Genomic DNA, 3,644 nt, shown 5'->3' on the forward strand with positions numbered 1-3,644 from the left:
CGAGTTGGATCGCCAGCTCAGCCTGAACGAGTCCGTGCTGCGGACCAAGGTGATGCGGACCGACAAGCACTAGGCCCAACAGCCTGTGCTCGTCGTAGTGCTTCCGTAGGCTCGCCTGCGAAAGCTTGCGACCACACCGCCAAATCCCAGATCCCAGGAGGACTCTCGTGGCTGGTGACACCACCATTACCGTCGTCGGAAACCTGACCGCCGATCCCGAACTGCGCTTCACCCCGTCGGGTGCTGCCGTGGCCAACTTCACCGTTGCGTCCACGCCGCGCCAGTTCGACCGTCAGACCAATGAGTGGAAGGACGGCGAAGCGCTGTTCCTCCGTTGCAACATCTGGCGTGAGGCTGCCGAGAACGTGGCCGAGAGCCTCACCAGGGGCTCGCGGGTAATCGTGACCGGCAGGTTGAAGCAGCGTTCGTTCGAGACCCGCGAGGGTGAGAAGCGCACGGTGTTCGAGGTGGAGGTCGACGAGATCGGTCCCTCGCTGCGGTATGCGACGGCGAAGGTCAACAAGGCCAGCCGCAGCGGTGGCGGTGGAGGCGGCTTCGGTGGCGGCGGCGGCGGAGGTTCGCGTCCCGCGGCGGCCAGCAGCGCGCCGGCGGACGACCCGTGGGGCAGTGCCCCGGCGTCGGGTTCGTTCAGCGGCGCCGACGAAGAACCTCCCTTCTGATCAACAGTTTTCACGTACCTAGAAAGAGATAGACATGGCCAAGTCCTCCACCAAGAGGCGCCCGGCTCCAGAAAAGCCGGTCAAGACTCGCAAGTGCGCGTTCTGCTCCAAGAAGGGGCAGACCATCGATTACAAGGACACCGCATTGCTGCGGACCTATATCAGCGAGCGCGGCAAGATCCGCGCCCGTCGCGTCACCGGTAACTGCGTGCAGCACCAGCGTGACATCGCGATCGCCGTCAAGAATGCCCGCGAGGTGGCTCTGCTGCCGTTCAGCGCGGCGTCGCGCTAGACCGGAACGGAGACAACCGACATGAAGCTCATTCTCACTGCCGAGGTCGACCACCTCGGTGCGGCTGGCGATACCGTCGAAGTCAAGGATGGCTACGGCCGTAACTTCCTGCTGCCTCGTGGCATGGCGATCGTGGCGTCGCGTGGCGCCGAGCGCCAGGCCGACGAGATCCGCAGGGCGCGCGAGACGAAGACCGTGCGCGACCTCGATCATGCCAAGGAGATCAAGGCCGCCCTTGAGGCGCTCGGCCCCGTCTCGCTGCCCGTGAGGACCGCGGGCGACAGCGGCAAGCTGTTCGGCTCGGTGTCCACCAGTGACATCGCGTCTGCCATCAAGAAGGCCGGCGGCCCCAACCTGGACAAGCGCACCATCCAGCTGCCCAAGGCCCACATCAAGGCCGTTGGCACCTATGCGGTCGCCGTGAAGCTGCACCCCGAGGTCAACGTCGCGGTGTCGTTGAGCGTCGTCGCCGAGTAGCAACCGCAGCATCGATCCGCCCGGGTGGAGACTTGATCAGTCTTCGCCCGGGCGTTGCTGTGTCGTCTGGCGAACTCAACCGAGCGTTCCTGATACAGCGAACCTAACCGGCTGTTAACCTGCCCGGCGATCGCTGGCAACACAACACGCCCGAGAAGGCAACCCAGCCCGACACGCCGAGGCAATTGGCATCCACAGATCCGCACATGCTCTGTGATGCCCTTATCTGCGTGGATGTCGAAAAACTGGTGATTACTCCACAAGTTGTCCCCAAGGCCTCAACATGGCCGACCACGGCTATCCACACGCCATGCACAGGTTCATCAACAAGGTCGGGTTGCGCTGCTCTCAGCAACGTCTAGCGTGAGCCGTCGCGACTACACCCAGTGTTCTCGCGGGGGTGGATGTCGGTGGGCACACTTACAGTCGCGACCAGACGATGTCGAATGCATGTTCGATGCCAAGGCACGGACGTGAAGGGGAGGTAGGACGCTTCGTGGCAGTCGTCGATGACCTGGGCCGTCCGGGCGGTCACTTTGGAGGTCGTTCGGACGAGGACGGTCCGCCGCCTAGTGAGGACTACGGGCGCCAGCCCCCTCAGGACATGGCTGCCGAACAGTCCGTCCTCGGCGGCATGCTCCTATCCAAGGACGCCATCGCCGACGTCCTGGAGCGCCTCCGGCCCGGTGACTTCTACCGCCCCGCGCATCAGAACGTGTACGACGCGATCCTCGATCTCTACGGACGCGGAGAGCCTGCCGACGCCATCACCGTCTCCGCCGAGCTCGACCGTCGCGGCCTGCTCAAGAGGATCGGCGGCGCGCCCTATCTGCACACGCTGATCTCGACGGTGCCGACCGCGGCCAATGCGGGGTATTACGCGGGCATCGTGGCGGAGAAGGCGCTGCTGCGACGCCTCGTGGAGGCCGGCACGCGCGTCGTGCAGTATGGCTACGCCGGTGCCGACGGTGCCGATGTCGCCGACGTGGTGGACCGGGCGCAGGCAGAGATCTACGACGTCACCGAGCGGCGTGCGACGGAGGACTTCGTCGTGCTCGAGCATCTGCTGCAGCCGACCATGGACGAGATCGACGCGATCGCCTCGCAGGGCGGTGTCTCGCGCGGTGTGCCGACGGGCTTCGTCGAGCTCGACGAGGTGACCAATGGTCTGCACGCCGGTCAGATGATCGTGGTGGCGGCAAGGCCTGGTGTCGGGAAGTCGACACTTGGATTGGATTTTCTGCGGTCGTGCTCGATCAAGAACCGGATGTCCAGCGTCATCTTCTCCTTGGAGATGAGAAAGTCCGAGATCGTCATGCGCCTGCTGTCGGCCGAGGCGAAGATCAAGCTCGCCGACATGAGGTCCGGCCGGATGAGCGACGACGACTGGACGAAGCTGGCGCGCCGCATGAGCGAGATCAGTGAGGCGCCGCTCTACATCGACGATTCGCCGAACCTCACGATGATGGAGATCCGCGCCAAGGCGCGCCGGCTGCATCAGAAGGCGGACCTGCGGCTCATCGTGGTCGACTACCTGCAGCTGATGACGTCGGGCAAGAAGGTCGAGTCCCGCCAGCAGGAGGTGTCCGAGTTCTCCAGGCAGATCAAGCTTTTGGCCAAGGAGTTGGGCGTTCCCGTGGTCGCGATGAGCCAGCTGAACCGTGGCCCGGAACAGCGCACGGACAAGAAGCCGATGCTCTCAGACCTGCGTGAGTCGGGATCCATCGAACAGGACGCGGATATGGTCATCCTCCTGCACCGGCCCGATGCGTTCGAGCGCGACGACCCCCGTGGCGGCGAAGCCGACCTCATCATCGCCAAGCATCGCGCCGGTCCGACCAAGACGATAACCGTTGCGCACCAACTGCATTTGTCGCGCTTCACCAACATGGCGCATTGAGAGTGCGGGTGTGGTCGAGCCCAGGTGCTCGCGTGATGCTTCGATGTCGGCAATCAGGTGCTCGGGTGGTGTTGTGCGCCATGACCGTTACAGGGTCGCTGGCGTGAGGCGTGTGGTTACCGCATCCACGTTGGTCGAACATCACGACCTGAAATGCCTTGAGGTCGAACCCCTTTGGCCGATCAGTGGTCTGCCAGATCCAGGTCCACCGTGCACCACCAGTACCGGCCGACCATGAGGGTTGCCCGTGGCCTCCCAGTACACCAGGTTGCCCTCACCGACGTTGTGGTCCTAC

4 protein-coding genes and 1 pseudogene are annotated in these 3,644 nt (G+C 64.2%); all 5 read left to right on the forward strand.

Going from position 1 to position 3,644, the window contains the following annotated elements:
- Positions 1-73 (forward strand): annotated as a pseudogene (locus ABW137_RS22265) (30S ribosomal protein S6); the annotation flags it as partial.
- 94 nt (positions 74-167) lie between these two features.
- A complete protein-coding gene (gene ssb / locus ABW137_RS22270; RefSeq protein ID WP_526403618.1) occupies positions 168-680 on the forward strand; it encodes a single-stranded DNA-binding protein in 513 nt (170 codons plus the stop codon).
- A 34-nt stretch (positions 681-714) separates the two neighbouring features.
- Positions 715-972: a 30S ribosomal protein S18 gene (gene rpsR / locus ABW137_RS22275; RefSeq protein ID WP_526403619.1), complete on the forward strand. Its 258-nt coding sequence runs from the start codon at positions 715-717 to the stop codon at positions 970-972.
- Positions 973-993: 21 nt separating this feature from the next.
- Positions 994-1,449 carry a 50S ribosomal protein L9 gene (gene rplI / locus ABW137_RS22280; RefSeq protein ID WP_526403620.1) on the forward strand — a complete coding sequence of 152 codons (456 nt, stop codon included), beginning with the start codon at positions 994-996 and terminating at the stop codon, positions 1,447-1,449.
- Between the two features lie 496 nt (positions 1,450-1,945).
- Complete coding sequence (dnaB, locus tag ABW137_RS22285; protein WP_526403621.1) at positions 1,946-3,349, forward strand: replicative DNA helicase; 1,404 nt, start codon at positions 1,946-1,948, stop codon at positions 3,347-3,349.
- The last annotated feature ends 295 nt before the right edge of the window (positions 3,350-3,644 follow it).

Source organism: Mycobacterium sp. (assembly GCF_040509115.1).
In the GTDB taxonomy this organism is placed as follows: Bacteria; Actinomycetota; Actinomycetes; order Mycobacteriales; family Mycobacteriaceae; genus Mycobacterium.